This is a genomic window from Aminobacterium sp. UBA4908 (assembly GCF_002398115.1).
In the GTDB taxonomy this organism is placed as follows: Bacteria; Synergistota; Synergistia; order Synergistales; family Aminobacteriaceae; genus Aminobacterium; species Aminobacterium mobile.
Genome location: NZ_DHCG01000006.1, coordinates 1 through 18,928 on the forward strand (window position 1 = coordinate 1; position 18,928 = coordinate 18,928).

The window sequence follows — 18,928 nt, forward strand, 5'->3', positions numbered from 1 at the left end:
GCGGGCTATGATATCGGCTATAGCATTATCTGTTTTTTCAAGCATATTCCAACCCTGCTCAAACATATGTTCCCCTCCTAAACAACTGCTGATTTTTAGAGTGTTCCGAGTCGCGACGTCGACATACTCAAATATTCTTGCAACAAATTCCCCTCGTATCGCCTCAGGCTAAAACTTCCCTAGCAATACCCTCATATCCTCTAAAGGCACGTAAAAGGTCATTTATTTCTATGTATTCATCAACGCTATGGACTTGCCCTTCTCCTGAAGGGCCAAAAGCAACTGTAGGAATTCCTAATTCCCCCGCATAATAACAACCATTAGTACCAAACCCTGGAGAATCTGATAATCTACTTTCCACATCTAAAGCCATAACAGCATTCAGAACTTTTTTTAGATATTCCGAATCAGGTGATAAAGCCCACGCGCTGGCAAAGTGTTTTCCTCTGATGGGAGCTCCTGTATATGTTCGTTCTTCTGTTTCAGAGACAAAAATTTTAACCTTAATTCCATGTAAGGAATCTTTCACTTGATCTATGAAAATTCCAAATTTTTCAATTACAGATTCTGGAGAATCATCTGGAGAAATACGCAAGTCAAAAATCGCTCGGCAAATCTCTGGAACAAGTCCTGTCCCCAAATCAGGATACGTATGAAGAGTTGTAAGAACGAGAACATTCTCCCCAAAAAAAGGTTTAAAGGAGGGAGTAAAGAACTGATAAATCGAAGAAAGAATTGATATCATGGCATCAGCTGGGTTTGAACCTAGCTCTGGATTAGAAGAGTGCGCCATCCGTCCTTGCGTTTCAATTACTATTTCGGCACGTCCCCGCTGACCACGTTTTACCTTTAGATCCGTAGCTTCCCCTAAAACAACATAATCTGGAGGAAAAGTAGAAGCTACAGACCGAGAAGCAATACCTTCAAAACGCTCTTGAAACACGGTCCCCGCAACCACGAGTTCGCCTTTCAAAGTGTCATAAAACTTATCTTTTAACTCTGCTCCTGCCATCACCATAGCGGCTAGGCATCCCTTTTGATCTGAAGCTCCCCGGCCATAGATACAACCATCTTTTATAAATGCACCATAGGGATAAAAACTCCAATCAGCAAGAGTCCCCGGATCGACATGATCCATTTGAGATTCAAAGAGAAGACGCTTACCTGGAGCATGAAAAGCAATGCGACCCACTACATTCCCAAGAGAGTCAATCGAAACTTCATCGTAACCGATGAACCTCATCACATCTGCAATGTAATGGGCAATATCTCTCTCTTTACCTGACAAGCTCGGTCGTCGTATTAACTCCTGACACAATTGAATGAGATCTGTTTCTCTTTCTTTTTCCTTCATAAGAGTCTCACCCCGCATCGTGTGATATAAACATACATCACCTATTATTAATTACAATAATCAATTACCAATCAATTACATAATAAAAACATTATAAATAAGGCACATTGTGCATCTTGGCACATATTAAATTCTTTCTTTTTGCCTCCTCATCCAGTTTCGACAAACTTAAATACTAATTTCTGTTATATTGTGTAAAATAAGGGTGTATCTTTTATGATTAGATATAATAATCATTCAACCATGTATTGCATAATAAAAATTATATATTGGGGGGATAGTTCGTGACTTTAAACCAATTACGGGTTTTTTGCGCCACAGTTGAAGAAGGATCCTTCCGACGAGCTGGAGAAAAACTTTTTCTTTCTCAACCTTCAGTAAGTCAATATATTGCAGCGCTAGAAAAAAATTATGACGTTAAGCTCTTTAACAGAAGAGGGCGGAGTTTCGCAGTAACGCCTGAAGGAAGAATTCTCTATATGCTTGCATGTGATCTCTTAAAACGAGCAGATGCTATTCCAGAAAAATTTCGCGATATGCAATTACTAAAATATGGGCAACTCCATTTAGGAACAACTGCTTCTTATTCGAAGACAATCATCCCTTTCATAATTAAGGAGTTTCGCCATAAATTTCCTCACATAGAGATATGTTTGAAAATAAATTCTGAAAAAACGCTTTTTTCTATGATCGAACAAGACGAAATAGAGCTTGCCTTTTTAGGATGTAACCCTCTTCTTTCCCCTCCTTCGTCCTGTACACTTAAATCTCTTGGAAGAAGTCCCTTTGTCCTTATTGCCTCTCCTGATCATCCATGGGCAACACGTACGATCATCCATCCTTCTGATCTCTTAAAGGAACCTTTTATTACATATACGAATAAGACTGCTCTTTATTATTATTTAAACGACTTTTTTCTTAACTATCGCCTTAAAATACCTCAATTGATACAGGTAGATAATGAGGAGATTCTTACGGGGCTCGTTTCTCAAGGTATCGGTATTGGAATAGCAACAGAAATAGCGGTAAGGAAAGACGTGCAACATAAAGAAGTGGTGATACTCCCTCTACGAGGATTTCATAGTATAAACCGCGAAATCTTCCTCGTTCACTCCACAGTAAAAGGATTTTCTTATGCAGGCTGGGAAATGGGGAAAATTGCTGAAAAAGTTGCTTCAGAAGTGCTAGGAACAGCCTATAGTGCGAAAGACTAAAAACTATCGCTTTAATCTTGTTTTATACAAAATAGCAAAGAAGAAGGGAACAAAGCGTATATACTAGAAGTAATAAATCATATTATCCCATCTCTAAATAAAGAAAGCCCTTGCGGGTACAACAAGGGCTTTCTTTATTGATAATGTTTTTATTATGAAACTGATTGGCAAATAATTATTGCAATTAATAATATCCGATGTATCTTATATGCAAGAAAGAGAAATATATCTCATTCTTTTACTATAAGAAACTAAAAAGTTGTCTCTCGCGTTTCTGATATGATGAAGTTCTTTAAAGTTGAGATAGATCTAAGTTGGGCACTTAAAAACGCAATAAACTACATGTTCTTAGAATTTTATATAGGTATTTTCTTTTTACGTTAGAGTACAGGTTCTATTAAATTTTTTGTCCATAATAGACATATTTAACTGCGAACCATGCGGAGTTTCCAATAAAAAACCTCTTCGTGCATCTCCCGACTCGAAAATAAGGTTGTGTCAAAAAGTTGTCGGGAGATATCCAACTAGTATTTTCACTAAAAATATTTCTGCATAGCCTTAGGGAAGAAGAACCCTTCCCTTTATTTTGTGTTGCACAAAAACTAAAAATAAGGAGGGACTTTAAATGCGCTTCTGCAATTGGTTTGCAGGTGTTTTATGGGGTTGGCCAATGATGATTCTTATTTTCGCATGCGGTCTTATTTTTAGTATTCGAACAGGTTTTTTCCAAATTACTCATTTGGGATATATCCTGAATAACACGCTAGGCAAGGTATTCCGGAAAGAAACTAATCGAGGCGAAGGAGTTATGACGCCATGGCAGGCTGTTTCTACTGCCCTCGCGGGAACTGTCGGAAATGGTAATATCGCCGGAGTAGCAACCGCTATCGCCATGGGAGGACCAGGCGCTATTTTCTGGATGTGGATTGTCGCTTTCTTTGGAATGATGACAAAAATGGTAGAGGTCTCACTTGCCGTAGAATATAGAGAAAAAGATAGTCAGGGAAATTACTATGGCGGCCCTATGTACTATATAGAGAAAGGCCTGGGGCCTAAATGGAAAGCTTTAGCGAAATTTTTTGCAGCGATGATGGTTTTAGGAGCTCTTGGTACTGCTGTATGGGTTCAACCCCACACAATGGGCATGGCCATGCGCGAGGCTTTTAATATTCCACCAATATGGACAGCTACTGTTGCAGTGTTACTAACAGCTCTTGTTATTATAGGCGGTTTTAAACGAATAGGTGTTTTTTGTGAAAAACTTATGCCTTTTATGTGCTTATTTTATATAATCGCTTCTCTCGTTATTATAATAGCCAATATTACGGCTCTTCCCAATGCACTCGTTCTCATTTTCAAAAGTGCTTTTGGCCCTACTCCGGCAATAGGCGGATTTGCAGGGTCTGCTATCTTACTAACAATGAAAAGAGGAATGTCTCGAGGCATGTTCTCTAACGAGGCTGGCATGGGCTCCGCCCCAATGGTTCATGCTACAGCCATAACAGACCATCCTATACGACAAGGCCTATTCGGAGCCTTTGAGGTTTTTATAGATACAATCGTCATTTGCACTATGACAGCTCTCGTTATTCTTGTTGCAGCTCCGAACATTTGGCACAGTGGTTTAAATGGAGTGGAACTAACGTTTTCGGCCTTCCAGCAATTTTACGGGAAATGGGGAACAGGAATAGTAGCAATAGGAGTCTTACTTGCGGCATTTTCTACAATGGTGGGATACTATATAGAATATGAAACATCTGTAGTTTATCTTTTCGGGCAAAAGGCAGTGCGTTTTTTCCGATGGATATATTTGATTCCTCCTTTCATTGCAGTGAGCTTATCCGTAGAGTTTGTGTGGACAATAGTAGATATTTCCACAGGGATAGAGGGCCTTCCGAATATGCTCGCCCTTCTATTGCTCAGTGGGAAATTTGTACAGTTGTTTAATGACTACAAAAAGGGACATATGTAACTTATTTCCTTCATTACATACTGTAGCTTTCTGACATCGACGATGTGGCAGCTGTTATAATTATAAGGAAAGATATTAAAAAGAGAGCCCTTAGATACTGTTCAGCACTCCAAAAGTTGGACAGAAAATCTAGCATTTAAAAGTGCCCCTTATAAACAAACAGGGCTCTCTTTACTTCAAATAGAAATAATTAATTGCTTCGCAAAAAGCGTCTACCTATAAAAGAGACTTCATTTCCATAAGGTTCTTTTTAAAGAGAGCTATCGTATCCAGAAGAGGCTGAGAAGTCGTCATATCTACCCCTGCTTCATTGAGGATATTTAAAGAATAAGCGGAACGCCCCTTCTTCAAAAACTCAATATATTGACGCTGAGCGTCCTTTCCTTCTCTTAAAATCTTTTGAGAAAGGGATGTAGCTGCAGCATAACCTGTTACATACTTATAAACATAAAATGCGCTATAAAAATGAGGAATTCTGGCCCATTCAATATCAATAAGGTGATCCACACTAATATGAGAACCGTAATAAGCCGCATTTAATTCATGCCATATATTTGAAAGACGATCAGCCGTAAGAGGTTCTCCCTTTTCCATCATGCTATGGGTCATTTTTTCAAAATCAGCAAACATCGCCTGCCGATAAACGGTGGTCCTGATCTGTTCAAGGGAGTAATTCAAAAGGTAGAGTCGCTCAGCATCTTTCCGGGAGTTTTTAAGAAGGAATTGAAGAAGCAGCGCTTCGTTTGTAGTGGAAGCCACCTCTGCTAAAAAAATAGTGTAATCGGCATAGACATAAGGCTGATGCTTATGAGAATACCATGTATGAATGGCGTGCCCCATTTCATGGGCAATCGTAAATATATCATGAATCGTTCCGTTATAGTTTAAAAGAACGTAGGGATGGGTACCATAACTCCCCCAGGAATAAGCTCCCTTTCTCTTCCCCTCGTTTTCGTATACATCAATCCATCCTGACAAAAATCCTTCCTTTAATATAGAAACATACTCTTCGCCTAAAGGTCGGAGGCCATCTAGAACCACATTACATGCCTTTTCATAAGAAATTTCCTTTTGAGGTTCATCTACCAAAGGAACGTAGAGATCACACATAGCCAGCTCAGGGAGAGCCAGAACCTCTTTTCTCAACTGTACATATTCGTGAAGAGGTTCAAGATTATCTCGAACTGTATCTACAACCATATCGTACACAGACGGAGAAATATGATCTGGATGAAGAGCTGCCTCAAGACTACTGTTATATTTTCTGGATCGGGAGTAGAAAATATCCCCCTTTACGCTCGCCCCATACATGGCAGCTAAGCTGTTCTGATATTGGTCATAGGTACGAAATAACCCCTCATACGCCTCATGACGAACGTTACGATTCTGAGAACGGATAAGGCGAATATATCGCTCCTCGCTTAGCTCTATTGCATTCCCATCCTCATCAGTTACAGTAGGAAATTTTATATCGGCGTTCGTAAAAAGAGAGAAGATGTTCTCTGGAGCTCGGGCTATTTCCCCAGATCTCGCTAACAGCTCTTCTTCCACTGAGGAAAGAGTGTGAGGCCGGGAGCGCATGAGATCTTCGAAAAAGAAGCGATATATTTGAAGCTCCTTCTCCTCTTCCATAAATTCTCGAATCTTTATTTCGTCCATCTCCAAGATTTCTGGCGTATAAAAGGAAACAGCGGCAGAAAGTTTTACAAGCAAGAGCTCTGCCCGCTCTGCCAAGGCTTGAGCAGCTTTATTCGCCATATCTTCATGGCTTCTCATCACAGCATAAGCATAGAGCTTACCCATAATAATTTCTGCATCCTCCATAAGGCGGAGACCTCCTAAAAGGGTAGATGCAGAGAGATGTAAAGCACCGCGGAACTCACTAAATCGAGGGAGCATTTCTTCTAGATGATAAAAATCTTTTTCCCAAGACTCTGAAGAAGAGTAAATATCTTCAAGTTTCCATAGATACCGCCTATCTATCTCGTCTCTTCTAGGAAGACTCCCTATAGGTAACACCCCATCATTTGAAGGATCTTTTTTCATAAATGGAACGTTCTTTGTTAACCCCATCACCATTAAAAACTACCTCCTGTTAATAGAAACTATCGTAAATAATAACAAGGTTATTTAAGAAACATAAGCCTGCGGATAGAGGGCCGCAGGCTTGCGTAGCAAGACATATTTCTTTCACTTTACTTAAAAAACTTTTTCCCTAAAACATATGCCTCTCCTAAATCTTTACCTAATGAATAATAATGACGAAACTTGGGTGTAAAAATAATGGGCTTTACCTTTATGGGATCCGGATAATTCTCATCTGTTAAACATCCTTCAGAAACCAAAGTATTGACAATCTCTCCAATAAGCATGACATGAGAACCTAACTCTATAGTCTGTAACAAGCGACACTCCATAGAAATAGGAAACTCTTCCACATAGGGAGCATTTACCTTTTCTCCATGTATAGGGGTTAGATTTGTGACTTCAAACTTATCCTGCTCCCGGCCAGAAACCATCCCAAAATAATCTGATTCACTTACATATTCTTCTGACGGAATATTGACTGTAAAGGCTTTTCGCTCAAGAATATTTTTATAGCTGTATCGGCTCTTTTGTAGAGATACATTGATACATGGGGGAATAGAACAGCAAATCCCTCCCCATGCTGCTGTCATAATATTCGACTTGCCATTTTCATCGTAATTCCCGATAATAAGAACTGGAGCCGGGTAGACAGGCATATGAATGCCTATTGATTTTTTCACTTGTTCATTCCTCCTCTCTTCGCCTCAATGAACCGCAATTGTATTTTTAATTATACACTACCTTTTAGAGATGCAAAAAACCACAAAAAATTAATGTCGCAAGGCATTTTAAAGAATAATCTTTTTCAATTACGATTATTTACTTCACATACACATTGATCTAACCAATACTGACCTATATAATAAACAGTGAAAGGTCAAAATAAGTTAAATTATTAGGAGGTGCGCTTAAATGAGGCGTTCTTTAATGAAAAGGCCGTTGGAAAGGATGTTTCCCTTAAGCCCCTGGGGTTCCAGGATGGAATCCATGATGCACGATATGATGAAAGATTTTGATGAGTTTTTCTCTGCATTTCCATGGATGGAAGAGCGGTACTCCCCAGTAGCTGTCCCTCGAAGCGATATATATCGTAAAGATGGTAAATTCATTGCTGAATTCGAGCTTCCTGGCATTGATCCTTCGAAAGTCGACTTAAAAATTTATCCAGACAGGCTTGTCTTGAACGCTGAAAGAAGCGATGAACGGCAGCTGAAAGAAGAAGACTACTTCAGGGCAGAACGATATTATGGAAATATATCTCGAGTGATACATTTTCCAGAAGAAGTGGATCCAGACAGCGCCCATGCGTCGTATAAAAACGGCATTCTCACTATAGAGATTACCGAGAAAAAACATCCTGAAGAGTGCAAAGTTGTTGAGATAAAGAGTGAGGACGCTCATTAAGGGATCGGCGGGTAGGCTTGTGAAAAGGCTTATCCGCCTTTTTTGTCGAAAGGAGTGGGAAAATGCAGTACACAGAACCTGTAGAGCAATTGGATACTCTGACTCGTCATTGCGCTATGGTGTTAAAAAGCATGCAAGAGGAGCTTGAAGCGATTAACTGGTACAACCAGCGAGTTAACGCTACTACTGATGAGGAACTTAAAACATTACTTGGGCACAACAGAGATGAGGAAATAGAACATGCCGCTATGCTTATAGAATGGCTACGTCGCCATATGCCTGGCTGGGACAAAGAATTACGTCAATATCTTTTCACAAATAAACCCTTACTCCAAATAGAAAAAACCGGGTCAAAGGAATCTGCTAAAAAGATTGAGGCATCTTCAGGAACCCTCAATATAGGCAGTCTTAAGCGATAGAGAATTATTATTAGAGAGAAGGAGGGATTCCACGTGGATATACTTAGAAGGTCAACCGAAATGGTAAGTGCGGAAGCATGGCATGAAATGGATGAACAAGCTAAACGAATTCTTGAAACTCGCCTTTCTGCCCGGAAGTTCGTAGACATAACAGGGCCTAAAGGATGGGACTATGCAGCCCATTCTTGCGGCAGACTGGAGATACAAAAGGAACAGCCCCCAAAAGGTGTAATGTACGGAATCCACGAAGTCTTACCTCTTATAGAAGCACGAGCTGTCTTTGACCTTGACCTTTGGGAGCTCGACAACATTACCCGGGGCTTAAAAAATCCCGACCTCACCCCTCTTGAAGAAGCTACGAAACACATTGCTGATTTTGAGGAAAAAACCATTTATACCGGCCTTCCATCTGCAAAAATAGAAGGTCTCTTACAAGCTGGACATGGCCGTTCTCTCGCTATAAAAACGCCTTCCGCAACAGGAATACTTGAAACTGTAAGCCAAGGGCTTTATCGCTTCCAAGAGGATGGCGTATCAGGTCCTTATGCTCTTGTAGCTTCTCCAGTTTTTTGGCAAAAGCTTCACTCTGCTACCGAGTGTTACCCGCTAGCTAAAAACCTGAAGGATCTTCTAGGTGGACCTGTCATTCTCTCTTCTCACGATAAAGGATCTTTTCTCGTCTCCATTCGAGGCGGAGATATGGAGCTTATAGTGGGACAAGATTTTTCCTTGGGCTATATTGGAAATGAAGGGCAAAAAGGGACTTTCTTCCTTACTGAATCCTTTACTTTCAGAGTTATTAACCCAGAGGCGATTATTCTTCTTACTACTTCATAGATTAGAATACGGTTCCCTGGTATAATATACATAGAATTTTAATGAGGGAGGTTACTCATATGAGTTCATCGAAAACAACGCAAAACTTAGCAGCAGCCTTTGCAGGAGAATCCCAAGCAAATAGGAAATATCTAGCCTTTGCCGAGCAGGCAGAAAAAGAGGGATATCCTAAAATTGCAAAGCTGTTTCGAACCATCGCAGAAGCAGAAACTCTTCATGCCTTGAGTCATTTTAAAACTATGGGCGGGGTAGAAAGCACCCAAGAGAACCTTCAGGCAGCTCTTGAAGGAGAGACTTATGAATTTACAGAAATGTACCCTGCTTTTATTAAAGATGCTCAAGCTGACGGACAAAAAGAGGCTCTCCGCTCTTTTAATTTTGCTAACGAAGCAGAAAAAGTTCATGGGAACCTTTATAAACACGCTTTAGAAAACATGAAAAAAGGAGAGGATGGAGATTTTTATCTCTGTCCAATCTGTGGTTATGTTCAAGAAGGATCTGCTCCAGATGCGTGCCCCATTTGTGGCGCTAGCGCAAAAGTTTTCAAAACCATCGAATAAAAAGCGCATGACAAAAAGGGGGGGATACCCCCTTTTTTGTCTCTAGTATTGGGACACTCCTCTCCCCTATTTCTTCGTATGAATGAGAAATCATATATGAGTCATATATGAAGGGAGGATTCTATATGAAAATACTGACCAGAGAAAACTTGAAGAGTCTTGTAGAAAAAGGTCAGGGACCGTGTTTATCTCTCTATATGGGGAACCCTGCTATTGGTGAGCCTCGGCAGGGGCAAATCCGTTTCAAATCCATGCTTCAAAATGGAGAGCAACGCCTTAAGGAACTTGGCATGAAAGAACAAGATGCTCGAGCCTTCCTCAATCCCGCAAGAGAGCTTCTTGCCAACTCTCTCTTTTGGCAAAATTTGAACGAAGGACTCGCCCTTTTTTTATCTCCAGACATCTTTCTTACTTTTAATCAACCCATAAAATTTCACGATGTTATTGTGACCTCTGACCACTTCCACATAAAACCCCTTTTCCCACTTCTCGGAAGAGAGGGACGATTTTATGTCCTTGGGATCAGCCAAAAAGGTATCAGACTCATAGAGGGAACCCGCTATAGTGCTAGAGAAGTAGATGTTGAGAGCTTACCTCAGGATATAATAGAAGCCCTCGGATTCGATACTCCGGAACGTCAGTTCCAATATCACGCTGTTACTCCCGATCAACCTGGTGGGAAAGGATATATTATGCATAGCCAAGGATGGGGAGCGGAAGTAGAGAAAAAATATATACTAAAATTTTTTCAAAAAATAGATAAGGGGATCAGCGATCTCCTTGGAGAAGGACAAGCTCCATTGGTCCTCGCTGGTGTTGATTTCCTCTTACCTCTCTATAAAGAGGCTAATACATATCCTTGCCTCATGGATGAAGGCATTAACGGGAATCCTGACCTTTTGAGCCCTCAAGAATTAGGCGAGAAAGGGTGGGAAATAGTTCATCCTTTCTTTAAAAAAGAGGAACAAAAGTTTGCCGAGTTATATATAGAAATGAAGGGTACTGGGAAAACATCTACAGATGTAGAAGAAACGGCTGCGGCAGCATATATAGGGAAAATAGATACTGTCTTCGTTGCTTTAGGGAATCATGTTTGGGGATCTTTTGATGAAAAGGCTGTAAAAGCCACTATTCATGAAGAGAAAAAAGTCGAAGATATTGACCTCCTTGATTTTATAGCAACTCATTCCCTTCTTCGTGGCGGCCGCGTCTATGTCCTTCCTGCAGAGAACATTCCCGACAAGGGAAATGTAGCTGCTCTTTTCCGATTCTGATCTCTCTCAGGCGGGGTCTTGCAAGGCCCCGCCTTTTTTAGATTTGCAGATTGCCCTATTGTATTTACCTACAAAAAGCATATAATCCGCTTAAGAAGAACCCACGATAAAATAGGCGATTAAAAACCGCTTTGAGGAGGGAAAAATGAGCCAATAGGCTTTATAAAAACGCCAAATGTTATCAGCGAGAAACCTCCCTTTGCGGGGAAAAGGGGAAATATTTTATTGTTATCGGGGGTTAAAAAATGGAATACATCTTTGGAGAGGAACGGGAAAATCCTTTACCGAATTTTTCAAACGGTAAAGATGTGGAAAAGATAGGAGTTACTTATAATCTACGCTGTGAAGCGAAAGATCATGAACCTGATGATCTCTACGAGGAATATGACAACCTGGAAACCATTGAATCCATTGCTAAAGAACTTGGAGAGTATGGTTTTCAGGCTTTTTTGTTTGAACAGAACGACACTCTCATACAAAAACTACTCTCTGTTGAGCCCGATTTTGTTTTGAATCTAGCAGAAGGACGGGGTACCTCTCGAGGCAGAGAATCACAGATTCCGTGTATTCTTGAAAGTTTGGAGATTCCTTTTAGCGGATCCGACTCTGTATCGTTAGGTCTCTCCCTAGATAAAGTACTTACGAGTGGACTTCTTGCAAGCGCGGGTTTACCCGTTCCAGAGAATAGGGTATTTAAAAGGCCTGTTGACCTCAATAATTTGGAAGTCCTTTTCAAGCACCACAGGCAATATATTATAAAGCCTCGTTGGGAAGGATCCTCAAAAGGAATATTTCATGACTCTATTGTGGACTCTTCAGAGCAGCTTGTTGACAGGGTTCAGAGGATATGGAACCTATATAAGCAACCCGCTGTCGCCGAAGAGTACCTCCCCGGCATAGAAATCACTGCTGGAGTAGCTGGAAACATAAAGCCAGAGTGTATTGGGATGATGTCTATTACTCCCAAAGAAGAGACTGCAATGTTTCTCTACTCTCTTGAAGAGAAGAGAAACTATATAGAAAGAATTCAATACAACGGTCCCGATACCCTCGGGCCCATGCTAAGGAAGGACATTGCCAAGCTGGCAGTTCGCGCTTTCGAAGCCTTGGAGCTGCGGGATATTGCACGTATTGATTTTCGGCTTGATGAGAAAGATCAACCTCATATTATCGATATCAATCCCCTGCCTGGATTGTCACCTGCGTATAGTGACCTTCCTATCCTTTATCGCCTCAGCGGAGGAGAATATTCAGATCTTCTTCGAATCATCCTCCGCGAGGCCTTCTCCAGATATGGACTCGACACATCCAGGCTGGAAGAACCCCTCTGTGCCGAAAAGAGGGACTAATCATGCATAGCGTCGAACAGAATATCGAGCCTCCCAGTACCACCCTGCGGCTTCTTATAGCCGCAGCAAAAGAAAAAACAGAGCGCCAAGATCTTCTTGACAGCCTTATATGCCGAGAAGAGGTAGGATGTGCTTTAACGTCGAGGGGCTACTCTGTAGTCGATCTCGATGTTACTCCTCATGACTTGGATAATCCTTCCTCCCTGTTTTTACGAGTAGCAAACTTTCAAGATGTGTGTATCTTTAATCTTTTTGAAGGTTTTGGCTCCCAGCCTTGTCAAGAAGCAGATTTTTGCGAGCTTCTTGAAAAAAAAGGCATCCCTTTTACCGGAAACCCTTCACATGTCCTTCGCCTTTGTCTCGACAAATGGGCTTTGAAACTGCGTCTACGCCAAGAAGGTATTTCCGTCCCGTGGGGGATATGCATTACCTCTTCCTATTCCTCCATATCTATGGGCGAAAAAAAATGGCCCTTCCCTCTATTTATTAAGCCCTCTAGAGAAGATGGGAGCGTAGGTATCGACGAAACCTCTCTCGTCCAAAACTATGAGGAGTTACAAGAGCAATTTCAAAAGAAATTGCCCCAATTCCCAGATGGCCTGCTTGTAGAAGAGTTTTTAGGTGGATCTGAGTATAGCATCGCTTTTCTAGGAAATGATCCTTATGAAGTAGTAGGTGTTTCCACCCTTGACTACGATCGCTATCCCGCTCTTACGCCATTTCTTACATACAAGGCGAAATGGGATAAGGAGAGTCCTGACTGGAGACTCTGCCCAGAAGATCTGGAGTTGCCTGCTGCTCAAAAAGAATTAATTATCGGAACAGGCGCCAAGGCAGCAGCTATAGCTGGTTGTAAAGGCTACTTTCGGGTTGATTTACGCGAAAAAGATGGACATTTTTATGTTATTGATGTGAACCCCAACCCGGCTTTAACTCGAGATAGTGGTTTCGCCCGTCAGTATACGAAAGGGGGCAGGTCTTACGAAGATTTGATCTGCCATATAGTCAATCTTGCGTTAAAAGACCATATAAAAGAGGCTAAATCATGAACATAGAAACGTATATTGCTATTGCAGAAGCAACAAAAGCTTTTACACAAGAAGAGCTTTCTGTTCTGCGAGAAGTTCTTACAGAATACGAGTCAACCCCTGCAAAAGACTATATCGTGCTGGAGGAATACAGAGAGGGAGTCTTAGCAGGTTTCCTGATCTACGGACCTACGCCCATGACCCGTTTTGCTTGGGATCTCTACTGGATAGTGGTAAATCCCTGCTTCCAGCGCCAAGGGTTAGGGATTTTTCTAAATTCAAAAATGGAGCAGCAGTTATTAAAACACAATTCTAAGGCTGTTATTCGAGTAGAAACATCTGGTAGAAGCGAATATACCGGGCAACGACATTTCTATATTGGAGCCGGTTACATAGAAAGTGGACGAATCCATGATTTTTACGGGGAGGGTGATGACCTTGTCATCTACACCAAGGAAATTAAAGCCTCGAGATAGTGTGGAAAAAACACCGGCGTCCCTTTCTGACGTCCGCCAATGGACCCGGAAAAATGACCAGGGAAAAAAGAAGATGCCCGCTCTCCGAGATTTACGAAGAGAGGTTAGCGGGGAGCAGTGGAACGATTGGCATTGGCAACTCGCTAATCGCATTACAAGTGTGGAGCAACTAGAGGGGCTTATCTCCCTTACAAAAAGCGAACTTTCAACTATAAAAAGAAGCCTGAATGTTTTACGCATGGCTATTACACCTTATTTTGCTTCTCTAATGGACCGGAACGATCCCAACTGTCCTATTAGAAAACAATGTGTCCCCACCTTGCAGGAAACATTGATCTCACAAACAGACCAGAGAGACCCCCTCCATGAAGAAATAGATTCGCCTGTCCCAGGGCTCACTCATCGCTACCCCGACCGGTGCCTGCTTCTTGTTACAGACCAGTGTTCCATGTATTGTCGGCACTGCACCCGACGACGTTTTGCCGGGCAAACAGACCATCCTCGAAGCCATGAAGAAATAGAAGCCTGTATCGACTACATTCGAAAAACTCCTGTTATTCGGGATGTTCTTATTTCAGGCGGCGACCCTCTTACTCTTTCTGACCAACAGCTTGAATCTATATTGGAGGAAATCCGCGCCATTCCTCATGTTGAGATTATACGAATCGGCACTCGAGTCCCTGTAGTTATGCCCATGAGGATCACCGATGACCTATGTAACATGCTCAAAAAATATCATCCTTTGTGGATGAATATTCAGTTCAATCATCCTAAGGAAATTACCCCAGAATCATCAGAAGCCTGTCGCAAACTTGCAGATGCAGGCATTCCTCTGGGGAATCAATCAGTGCTCCTCAAAGAGATCAATGACTGCCCCTACATTTTCAGAGAACTAAATCAACAACTTTTAAAGCTTCGTGTTCGGCCATACTACATATACCAATGTGATCTCTCACAAGGAATAGAACACTTCAGAACGTCCATAGGGAAAGGCATTGAAATTATGGAATTCTTACGGGGTCACACTTCAGGTATGGCTGTACCCACATTTGTAGTAGACGCTCCTGGCGGCGGAGGGAAAATTCCGGTGATGCCAAACTATGTTGTCTCCTGTTCAGATCGGAAAACCATCCTCAGGAATTTTGAGGGAGTTCTTACAGTCTATACAGAACCAGATGACAACCAAAGTAAATGTGGTGGACACTGCACTGCTATTTGCAATCACCAAAAAGAACTTTCTTCGGGAGGAGTTGCAGCTCTTTTTGAAAAAGAAGGGGCTTCGATGGAACCTGAAAACCTTCCTCGGAAAAAACGAAGTCAAAAGTGGACCTCTGCCGAGAAAGGCAGATAAGAGAATGTTTAAAGGGGGGCCCCTTCACAAGCAAGCCCCCCTTTTTTATCTATTGGCAACTTTCTTATCTCGAAAAATTTCCTTAAAAAACATGGGTAAAGCCAAAAGCGGAAGAGCCGCTATAACAAGCATAGTAGATGTAATGCCGAAAATATCTCCGATCTTTCCAAGAGGCCCAGTTAATAAATTGGCCAACCCCCACGAAAGCCCCATAACAATGGAACTTGCCATGCCGCGGGAATTAGGAACCTGCTCTTGAGCTACAGCTGCAGTAATAGGCATGCTGGAATTAATAACAGACGTCCCAATAATATAAAGCAATATAGAAGCACCCCCCGATATAAAAGCAGCAGGAATCATGAGCAGAGGCCCAGCTATAAGGACAAAAATAAGAACACGAACCTTACCAAATCGATCAGAGAGCTTCCCGCTTATCAACATCCCCAACGTGCTAAAAAGCATGACTAGAAAGAGAATCGTCCCCACAGCGCTAATATCGCCGCCTTCTGCCGAAATGCGGATGGGTAGAAAGAAACGGATCCCCTGGCTTGTAGCGTCGCGAGCTACAGACACAGCCCAAACAGGGTAAATAATAGAAAAAACGGAAGCCAGAGAACGAAAGAGGCCCTTTTCGACCTTTGGGAAGGCTATTCCTTCCTGACTCAACACTGGCATATATCGATAAATAGCGAAAGCTACAATCAAAACAGGAATTATTGCTACATACGGTATCTTTTCAATTCCGACAAGTTTTGCCAGCGCCACGGCAAAAAGAGGACTTACCGTTACTCCTATATTTCCGGCCACACTAAAAATAGCCAACGAAGCTGTGAGCTTTTCTTGAGGCACTACATGTCCTACGCCGCCATGCCCTTGAGGATGAAAAGTGGCGCTCCCTATCCCCCATATTCCTACGAAAAGAAGAGCCATACCATAGGTTGGGGAACTGGGAAGAAATGTAGCTCCCAAACAGGTGAGGATAGGACCAACCATCACAAGATATGAACGAGCTGTTCTATCTGATACATAGCCCAATAGGGGTTGAAGCAATATGTGCATAATTCCTACCACCGAATTCAACAACCCCGCCTGAGCCATAGTAATGCCAAGTCGAGAAATAATGGTAGGAACAAAAGTAGGAAGAAACGCCGCATAGAGATCATTGAAAAAGTGACCTATCGATAAGAGAGACAATTTAAATGTAGATCCATTTTCTACCGTAGTTGCTGTTCTTTCACACATCACGTACGCCCCCTGGGTAATATAACTTCCTTATATCGTAACATGATTAACTCAAAAAGCGAATATCCTATTTCATTTTTCATACTTCCAGAAAAATGCTAGCCATATACATGGTGGGGTTACGCTTGTTGAAAGAACCCGATGGCGAACATGGGGAGGGATCATAATCCAATCTCCTCTTTCAAGGACCCTTTTGCTTCCATCCTCCCACTGAAGAACACCCTGTCCTTCAAGGACACACACCCACTCCATCTCTTCCTGATCGTACCAAAATCCTTCTGGGGAAGCCTGCCCCATAGAAAGGATGCGCTCTATTCGCACATTCCCCTGAGAAGAAAGGAGTTCTATCACCTCTTCCTCAAGAGTTGCTGTCTGCTGATTATAAAGATTTACATTTCCTTCCATTTACTCACCTCCTTGAGTCTTATAATACACGAAAAGGCGGAACCTATTTCGGTTCCGCCTTTCGCAATGGAGCCATGAAAAACATGGTCATGGCCATAAACCCCCAAAGCCATTTTCTCCATTAGAGCAGTAACGAGGTGATGCTCAAGGCCTTCTTGAACTACAAGAACTAAATGTTATTTCTTTTTGTTGTTATTGTACTTCGTTATAAGATCCCAGTTCAGTTGCCACCAAGTTTTTTCTGTTTTTTCCATACATTCGTTCGTAAATTTTGTTACATATTCTTGAGCCTTGGCTGGGTCTTTCTTGGCGAGTTCCAACGCTTTTTTATCTATTTCCAAAACCTGTTTAGCAAATCCCTGCTCTAAAGGATCTCGCACAGCTTTTAAATCCTCCATGGCTTCCTGGTAACGGCGATTTACAAGATCGTCAGCCAGAATAAACGCCCATTGTGCAGAGTTGAGGCTGAAAGCGTTACGATCGAACGTTCTCCAACTTTCCCTTGTCTCAAGAACGCCCGAATAAATAGGAACGTAGCATGTGGTATGGGGGTTGTCATAACCAAACCAGAGAACCGTTCTTACAGGAGCAGGATAGCCGGGGCGAACCTGTGAGACAAAGCTATATGCGCAATCCCACTTTGATATAGGTCTGCTATAAGGTATGTTGAGAAGGTTCCGAATATCCTTTGTAACAAAGGGCGTAGCGAGAGGGCTCTTCACCATATTGTCGCCTTCACGGACATACCATGCTTTGTCTGCAGCCATATCGAAAGGAGTCCCTTCCATATGGCCACGAAGCATCGTCATTACATCCTGTACAGAAAGCTTTTTCTGAGGTTTGACAGCAAAGGGATAGCTCATGGTTTCAGCGTAGGGATCCCATTCACGAGTGGGGTCAAGCTGACTGTAGAGGGTGTAGAGGCGGTTGCGGATCCACATGGAAGAAAGAGACCAGTCGTCATTTCCTGTAAGAGGAGAGTAGGCTTCCTGCCAAATAAAGGGTTTTCCGCTATTGGGATCGTACCAACCGTTATCGATGGCCAGCTGCATGTAATCCTTTGAAGCCATGAAATTCTTCTTATCATTCACATTAATTTCCCTAATACGGCTCATATTAGGAACAACTAATACGCAGTCATCGGGTACCCTTTGGGCTACCCATACGGCGCCAGGCTTGCCACTATCAGGGGTCCACATAAATCCAGCACTGCGAATCTCGAACAACCAAGCCTCTTCTGAGTCAGTGATCGTAAGGCTCTCTCCTTCTGTTCCGCAAGAGGGAAGGAATCCATATTTCTCGGCCAGTTCTCCAATGACAGTTATAGCCTCACGAGCTGTTTTCCCTCTCTGAAGGGCAAAAATTTCGAGCTGTTCGATGGTTAACAGAGCCCGAGCATCAGGACGGAAGGTTTTGAGCTCCTCCTTCTGCCCTATGGTGCTTTCTCCTATAGCAACACCATGCTCATTCATGAAAGGGTAACCAACATGGAAGTAGGTGTACGTCTTCTCCACCTGCGGAATCTCGCCTATTTTTACTGGCTCAGAGTCTTCATCCATACCAATATTCCAGAAGACATCAACCTTGCTCCCCTTGGGGAAGGTTTTCCCAGGGATTGTTCGGACTCTTGCATCGTAAAAAGCGCCATCCGCCGTATGAGATGTAATAACAGAGCCATCTGCAGAAGCATCTTTGCCTACTACAATATCAGTGCACGCCCAAGCAGACATTGTCATAAGGACTACTAGCAAACAAGAAAAGACTACCAAAATTCCACGGCGTAACTTTTTCATCTTTACCATCTCCTCCTTTTTCAACGTCGTAAACCTATTGTGGTGCAATCTTAAGTCGAGTCCGTTCTGATACAAAAAATAAATTCCACTGGAAACAACTTCTCCCTTTCTTACGCTCTCCCACGCTTTTTTGTGCCCCACCCCCTCCTGTTAATCGTAAAA

The 18,928-nt window shown here is 42.2% G+C and carries 17 protein-coding genes; 11 read left to right on the forward strand and 6 right to left on the reverse strand.

Annotation, left to right across the window (positions count from 1 at the left end; genetic code table 11):
- Positions 1-163 precede the first annotated feature (163 nt).
- Positions 164-1,354 carry a YgeY family selenium metabolism-linked hydrolase gene (locus B4J50_RS06370; RefSeq protein ID WP_286846260.1) on the reverse strand — a complete coding sequence of 397 codons (1,191 nt, stop codon included), beginning with the start codon at positions 1,352-1,354 and terminating at the stop codon, positions 164-166.
- A 284-nt stretch (positions 1,355-1,638) separates the two neighbouring features.
- Between B4J50_RS06370 and B4J50_RS06375 the strand changes: the two genes are divergently transcribed.
- Entirely contained in the window at positions 1,639-2,568 is a 930-nt protein-coding gene (locus B4J50_RS06375) for a LysR family transcriptional regulator (protein ID WP_024822860.1), read from the forward strand.
- Positions 2,569-3,193: 625 nt separating this feature from the next.
- Positions 3,194-4,540 carry an alanine/glycine:cation symporter family protein gene (locus B4J50_RS06380; RefSeq protein ID WP_286954014.1) on the forward strand — a complete coding sequence of 449 codons (1,347 nt, stop codon included), beginning with the start codon at positions 3,194-3,196 and terminating at the stop codon, positions 4,538-4,540.
- Between the two features lie 216 nt (positions 4,541-4,756).
- Here B4J50_RS06380 and pepF read toward each other — a convergent pair whose 3' ends face one another.
- Complete coding sequence (gene pepF, locus B4J50_RS06385; RefSeq protein WP_286846262.1) at positions 4,757-6,619, reverse strand: oligoendopeptidase F; 1,863 nt, start codon at positions 6,617-6,619, stop codon at positions 4,757-4,759.
- A 116-nt stretch (positions 6,620-6,735) separates the two neighbouring features.
- Positions 6,736-7,308 carry a flavin reductase family protein gene (locus B4J50_RS06390; protein ID WP_286846263.1) on the reverse strand — a complete coding sequence of 191 codons (573 nt, stop codon included), beginning with the start codon at positions 7,306-7,308 and terminating at the stop codon, positions 6,736-6,738.
- A 232-nt stretch (positions 7,309-7,540) separates the two neighbouring features.
- On the opposite strand from B4J50_RS06390, the gene B4J50_RS06395 reads away from it, so the two are divergent.
- The 9 genes from B4J50_RS06395 to ablA all read left to right on the forward strand — a co-directional run bounded on the left by B4J50_RS06395 (position 7,541) and on the right by ablA (position 15,326).
- Positions 7,541-8,032 carry an Hsp20/alpha crystallin family protein gene (locus B4J50_RS06395; RefSeq protein ID WP_286846265.1) on the forward strand — a complete coding sequence of 164 codons (492 nt, stop codon included), beginning with the start codon at positions 7,541-7,543 and terminating at the stop codon, positions 8,030-8,032.
- A 62-nt stretch (positions 8,033-8,094) separates the two neighbouring features.
- Positions 8,095-8,451 carry a ferritin-like domain-containing protein gene (locus tag B4J50_RS06400; RefSeq protein ID WP_286846266.1) on the forward strand — a complete coding sequence of 119 codons (357 nt, stop codon included), beginning with the start codon at positions 8,095-8,097 and terminating at the stop codon, positions 8,449-8,451.
- A 33-nt stretch (positions 8,452-8,484) separates the two neighbouring features.
- Complete coding sequence (locus tag B4J50_RS06405) at positions 8,485-9,288, forward strand: family 1 encapsulin nanocompartment shell protein (protein ID WP_024822854.1); 804 nt, start codon at positions 8,485-8,487, stop codon at positions 9,286-9,288.
- A gap of 59 nt (positions 9,289-9,347) precedes the next feature.
- Positions 9,348-9,848, forward strand: a complete 501-nt coding sequence (locus B4J50_RS06410; RefSeq protein ID WP_286846268.1) for a rubrerythrin family protein — start codon at positions 9,348-9,350, stop codon at positions 9,846-9,848.
- Positions 9,849-9,973: 125 nt separating this feature from the next.
- Positions 9,974-11,122: a hypothetical protein gene (locus tag B4J50_RS06415; protein WP_286846270.1), complete on the forward strand. Its 1,149-nt coding sequence runs from the start codon at positions 9,974-9,976 to the stop codon at positions 11,120-11,122.
- A gap of 245 nt (positions 11,123-11,367) precedes the next feature.
- Positions 11,368-12,471 (forward strand): D-alanine--D-alanine ligase family protein, encoded by a 1,104-nt coding sequence (locus B4J50_RS06420; RefSeq protein WP_286846272.1) that lies wholly within the window; start codon positions 11,368-11,370, stop codon positions 12,469-12,471.
- 2 nt (positions 12,472-12,473) lie between these two features.
- Entirely contained in the window at positions 12,474-13,520 is a 1,047-nt protein-coding gene (locus B4J50_RS06425) for a D-alanine--D-alanine ligase family protein (RefSeq protein ID WP_286846274.1), read from the forward strand.
- Positions 13,517-13,975: a GNAT family N-acetyltransferase gene (locus B4J50_RS06430; RefSeq protein ID WP_024822849.1), complete on the forward strand. Its 459-nt coding sequence runs from the start codon at positions 13,517-13,519 to the stop codon at positions 13,973-13,975. Before B4J50_RS06425 ends, B4J50_RS06430 begins: the two co-directional genes overlap by 4 nt.
- A complete protein-coding gene (ablA, locus tag B4J50_RS06435; protein WP_333593030.1) occupies positions 13,938-15,326 on the forward strand; it encodes a lysine 2,3-aminomutase in 1,389 nt (462 codons plus the stop codon). The genes B4J50_RS06430 and ablA overlap by 38 nt, the downstream gene beginning before the upstream one ends.
- A gap of 45 nt (positions 15,327-15,371) precedes the next feature.
- Here the strand turns inward: ablA and B4J50_RS06440 are convergent, their stop codons facing one another.
- The 3 genes from B4J50_RS06440 to B4J50_RS06450 all read right to left on the reverse strand — a co-directional run bounded on the left by B4J50_RS06440 (position 15,372) and on the right by B4J50_RS06450 (position 18,766).
- Positions 15,372-16,568 carry an MFS transporter gene (locus tag B4J50_RS06440; protein WP_286846276.1) on the reverse strand — a complete coding sequence of 399 codons (1,197 nt, stop codon included), beginning with the start codon at positions 16,566-16,568 and terminating at the stop codon, positions 15,372-15,374.
- Positions 16,569-16,640: 72 nt separating this feature from the next.
- Positions 16,641-16,973, reverse strand: a complete 333-nt coding sequence (locus B4J50_RS06445) for a cupin domain-containing protein (protein WP_024822846.1) — start codon at positions 16,971-16,973, stop codon at positions 16,641-16,643.
- A gap of 176 nt (positions 16,974-17,149) precedes the next feature.
- Positions 17,150-18,766: a dipeptidase gene (locus tag B4J50_RS06450; protein ID WP_024822845.1), complete on the reverse strand. Its 1,617-nt coding sequence runs from the start codon at positions 18,764-18,766 to the stop codon at positions 17,150-17,152.
- Between the last annotated feature and the right edge of the window lie 162 nt (positions 18,767-18,928).

Coding starts and splice junctions, on each gene's coding strand:
- pepF (WP_286846262.1), bottom strand. CDS start 6,619: ATGGTGATGGGGTTAACAAAGAACGTTCCATTTATGAAAAAAGATCCT.
- B4J50_RS06430 (WP_024822849.1), top strand. CDS start 13,517: ATGAACATAGAAACGTATATTGCTATTGCAGAAGCAACAAAAGCTTTT.
- B4J50_RS06370 (WP_286846260.1), bottom strand. CDS start 1,354: ATGAAGGAAAAAGAAAGAGAAACAGATCTCATTCAATTGTGTCAGGAG.
- B4J50_RS06410 (WP_286846268.1), top strand. CDS start 9,348: ATGAGTTCATCGAAAACAACGCAAAACTTAGCAGCAGCCTTTGCAGGA.
- B4J50_RS06450 (WP_024822845.1), bottom strand. CDS start 18,766: ATGAAAAAGTTACGCCGTGGAATTTTGGTAGTCTTTTCTTGTTTGCTA.
- B4J50_RS06395 (WP_286846265.1), top strand. CDS start 7,541: ATGAGGCGTTCTTTAATGAAAAGGCCGTTGGAAAGGATGTTTCCCTTA.
- B4J50_RS06400 (WP_286846266.1), top strand. CDS start 8,095: ATGCAGTACACAGAACCTGTAGAGCAATTGGATACTCTGACTCGTCAT.
- B4J50_RS06440 (WP_286846276.1), bottom strand. CDS start 16,568: ATGTGTGAAAGAACAGCAACTACGGTAGAAAATGGATCTACATTTAAA.
- B4J50_RS06445 (WP_024822846.1), bottom strand. CDS start 16,973: ATGGAAGGAAATGTAAATCTTTATAATCAGCAGACAGCAACTCTTGAG.
- B4J50_RS06420 (WP_286846272.1), top strand. CDS start 11,368: ATGGAATACATCTTTGGAGAGGAACGGGAAAATCCTTTACCGAATTTT.
- B4J50_RS06415 (WP_286846270.1), top strand. CDS start 9,974: ATGAAAATACTGACCAGAGAAAACTTGAAGAGTCTTGTAGAAAAAGGT.
- B4J50_RS06380 (WP_286954014.1), top strand. CDS start 3,194: ATGCGCTTCTGCAATTGGTTTGCAGGTGTTTTATGGGGTTGGCCAATG.
- B4J50_RS06425 (WP_286846274.1), top strand. CDS start 12,474: ATGCATAGCGTCGAACAGAATATCGAGCCTCCCAGTACCACCCTGCGG.